At 62.7% G+C, this 3,266-nt stretch carries 4 protein-coding genes; all 4 read right to left on the bottom strand.

Annotation, left to right across the window (positions count from 1 at the left end; genetic code table 11):
• Positions 1-698, bottom strand: a 698-nt coding sequence (locus tag RY831_RS32775) for a succinate dehydrogenase iron-sulfur subunit (protein ID WP_326510468.1), incomplete at its 3' end; no start/stop codon positions are given.
• A gap of 13 nt (positions 699-711) precedes the next feature.
• A complete protein-coding gene (gene sdhA / locus RY831_RS32770; RefSeq protein WP_326510467.1) occupies positions 712-2,487 on the bottom strand; it encodes a succinate dehydrogenase flavoprotein subunit in 1,776 nt (591 codons plus the stop codon).
• Positions 2,488-2,490: 3 nt separating this feature from the next.
• Entirely contained in the window at positions 2,491-2,859 is a 369-nt protein-coding gene (gene sdhD, locus RY831_RS32765) for a succinate dehydrogenase, hydrophobic membrane anchor protein (protein WP_326510466.1), read from the bottom strand.
• A gap of 2 nt (positions 2,860-2,861) precedes the next feature.
• On the bottom strand, positions 2,862-3,266 hold a 405-nt coding region (sdhC, locus tag RY831_RS32760; protein WP_326510465.1), incomplete at its 5' end, for a succinate dehydrogenase, cytochrome b556 subunit.

The raw sequence follows: 3,266 nt of genomic DNA, 5'->3' as shown, positions 1-3,266 counted from the left end.
CGTACCATCAGTTCCTTGATCTTGCCGATAGCGCGTGTCGGATTCAAGCCCTTCGGACACACATCGACGCAGTTCATGATGGTATGGCAGCGGAACAGCCGGTACGGGTCCTCAAGGTTGTCGAGGCGCTCGCTGGTGGCCTGGTCGCGGCTGTCGGCGATGAAACGATAGGCCTGCAGCAGACCCGCCGGTCCCACGAACTTGTCCGGGTTCCACCAGAACGACGGGCACGACGTCGAACAGCAGGCGCACAGGATGCACTCGTACAGACCGTCGAGCTCCTCGCGCTCGGCCGGCGTCTGCAGGCGCTCCTTCTCCGGCGGGATCGTCTCGTTGATCAGGTACGGCTTGATCGAGTTGTACTGCTTGAAGAACTGCGTCATGTCCACGATCAGGTCGCGGATCACCGGCAGACCCGGCAGCGGCCGCAGCACGATCGGCTCGGTCAGCTCATTGAGGTTCGTGGTGCAGGCCAGCCCGTTCTTGCCGTTGATGTTCATCGCGTCCGAACCGCACACGCCTTCGCGGCAGGAGCGGCGCAGCGCCAGCGAGTCGTCCACGTCGGCCTTGATGCGCTGCAATGCGTCCAGCAGCATCTTGTCGGTGTCCTGCAAGGTCACCGTCAGGTCCTGCATGTACGGCTTGGCATCCTTGTCCGGATCGTAGCGGTAAATCTTGAATTTCAGTGTACGTGCCATGTTCTGTTCTGCCTTAGAAAGTACGTGCCTTGGGCTTGAAGGTTTCCACCGTCAGCGGCTTGGTGTTGACCGGCTTGTAGTCCAGACGGCAGCCGTCGGAGAACCACAGCGTGTGCTTCATCCAGTTCTCGTCGTCGCGCTTTTCGTAGTCGCGATGCGCATGTGCGCCGCGCGATTCCTTGCGCGCCGCCGCCGACGTGATGGTCGCCTTGGCGGTTTCGATCAGGTTGTCCAGTTCCAGCGCTTCCACCCGCGCCGTGTTGAACACCTTGGACTTGTCCTTGAACGATACGTGCTTGCGCCGCTCGTCGAGTTCCATGATCTTCGCAAAACCGGTCTGCAGCAATTCATCCGTGCGGAACACGCCGCAGTACTGCTGCATGGTGGCGCGGATCGCATTGGCCACGTCCTGCACCCGCTCGGAACCAGTGCTGGTCTCGAGGCGCGCCAGGCGCGTCAGGGCCAGCTCGGCGGCATCGGCCGGCAGCGGCTTGTGGCTCTTCTGCTTGAGGTTCGACGCCACGATATGGTTGCCGGCGGCGCGGCCGAACACCAGCAGGTCCAGCAGCGAGTTGGTGCCCAGGCGGTTGGCGCCGTGCACCGACACGCACGCGCACTCGCCGATGGCGTACAGGCCGTTGACGATCTCCTGGCCGCCGTTCTTCGGCGCCACCACTTGCCCGTTGATGTTGGTCGGAATGCCGCCCATCTGGTAGTGGATGGTTGGCACCACCGGGATCGGTTCCTTGGTGGCATCGACGTTGGCGAACTTGTGGCCGATCTCCAGGATCGACGGCAGGCGCTTCTTGATGGTGTCGGCGCCGATGTGGCGCAGGTCCAGCAGCACGTGGTCCTTGTTCGGTCCGCAGCCGCGCCCTTCCTTGATCTCCTGGTCCATCGAGCGCGACACGAAGTCGCGCGGCGCCAGGTCCTTGAGCGTTGGCGCATAGCGCTCCATGAAGCGCTCGCCGTTGGCGTTGATGAGAATGCCGCCCTCGCCGCGCACGCCTTCGGTGATCAGCACGCCGGCGCCCGACACGCCGGTCGGGTGGAATTGCCAGAATTCCATGTCCTGCAGCGGCAGGCCGGCGCGTGCAGCCATGCCCATGCCGTCGCCGGTATTGATGAAGGCATTGGTGGAAGCCGCGAAGATGCGGCCGGCACCGCCGGTGGCAAACAAGGTGGTCTTGGCTTCGAGAATCATCACGTCGCCGGTTTCCATCTCCAGGGCGACTACGCCCAGCACGTCGCCGTCGGCGTCGCGAATGAGATCAATGGCCATCCACTCGACGAAGAAGTGGGTCTTGGCGCGCACGTTGCGCTGGTACAGCGTGTGCAGCAGCGCATGGCCGGTACGGTCGGCCGCGGCGCAGGCACGCTGCACCGGCTTCTCGCCGAAGTTGGCGGTATGGCCGCCGAAGGGGCGCTGGTAGATGGTGCCGTCGGGATTGCGGTCGAACGGCATGCCGAAGTGCTCGAGCTCGTAGACGACCTTCGGTGCTTCGCGGCACATGAACTCGATGGCATCCTGGTCGCCCAGGTAGTCCGAGCCCTTGACGGTGTCGAACATGTGCCAGTACCAGTTGTCCTCGGACATGTTGCCCAGCGAGGCACCGATGCCGCCCTGCGCTGCAACGGTATGCGAACGGGTCGGGAAGACCTTGGACAGGACCGCGACATTGAGGCCGGCTTCGGCCAGCTGCAGGGAAGCGCGCATGCCGGAGCCGCCGGCGCCGACGATGACGGCGTCAAAGCGGCGGGTAGGAATGGATTGTTTGATAGCAGCCACGATTTACACTCTCCAGATAATCTGCGCGGCCCAGCCGGCGCAACCGATCAGCCACAACAAGGTGACTACTTGCAAGACCAGACGCGCGGCGACCGACTTGGTCACGTAGTCCATCCAGATATTGCGCATGCCGACCCAGGCGTGATAGAGCAGCGACAGGAAGGTCACGAAGGTGGCGAGCTTGAACCACTGGTGGGAAAACAGCCCGGCCCAGCCTTCATAGGAGAAGTTGTTGCCGGACAGGAAAGTCACCAGCAGGATGACGGTGTAGATGGCCATGACGATGGCGGTGACGCGCTGGCCCATCCAGTCGCGCAGGCCGTAGTGGGCGCCGACGACCAGGCGCTTGGGACCGATGTTGTTGTTTGCCATGATCAGAATGCTCCGAACAGTTTCAGGGCTACCAGCGCGGTGGGCACCAGGCTGAGCACGAAGACGGCGATCGAGCTTTTCTTGCCGCTGTCCTTGTCGATGCCCATGTGGAAGTCCATGCCGAGGTGGCGCAGGCCGGCGAAGAAATGGTGCAGGTAAGCCCAGACCAGACCGAGGATGATGAGCTTGACGAACCAGCCGGAGACGAAGCCCTTGAAGTACTCGAAGGAGATCTCGGACATGAGGCTGCGGTCGAGCAGGTAGAGCAGGAACGGCAGCATGATGACCAGGGCTGCGCCGCTGATGCGGTGCAGGATGGAGAGATAGGCTGCCAGTGGCAGACGGTAGTGCGCAATGTCCGCAAAGGTCATGACGCCATACTTCGGTCTATTTTGTGGCCGATTCTT

This window comes from Noviherbaspirillum album, assembly GCF_035916955.1.
In the GTDB taxonomy this organism is placed as follows: domain Bacteria; phylum Pseudomonadota; class Gammaproteobacteria; order Burkholderiales; family Burkholderiaceae_D; genus Noviherbaspirillum; species Noviherbaspirillum album.
Note: the sequence above shows the minus strand (reverse complement) of the source record. Positions and strands in the feature narration are given on the sequence as shown.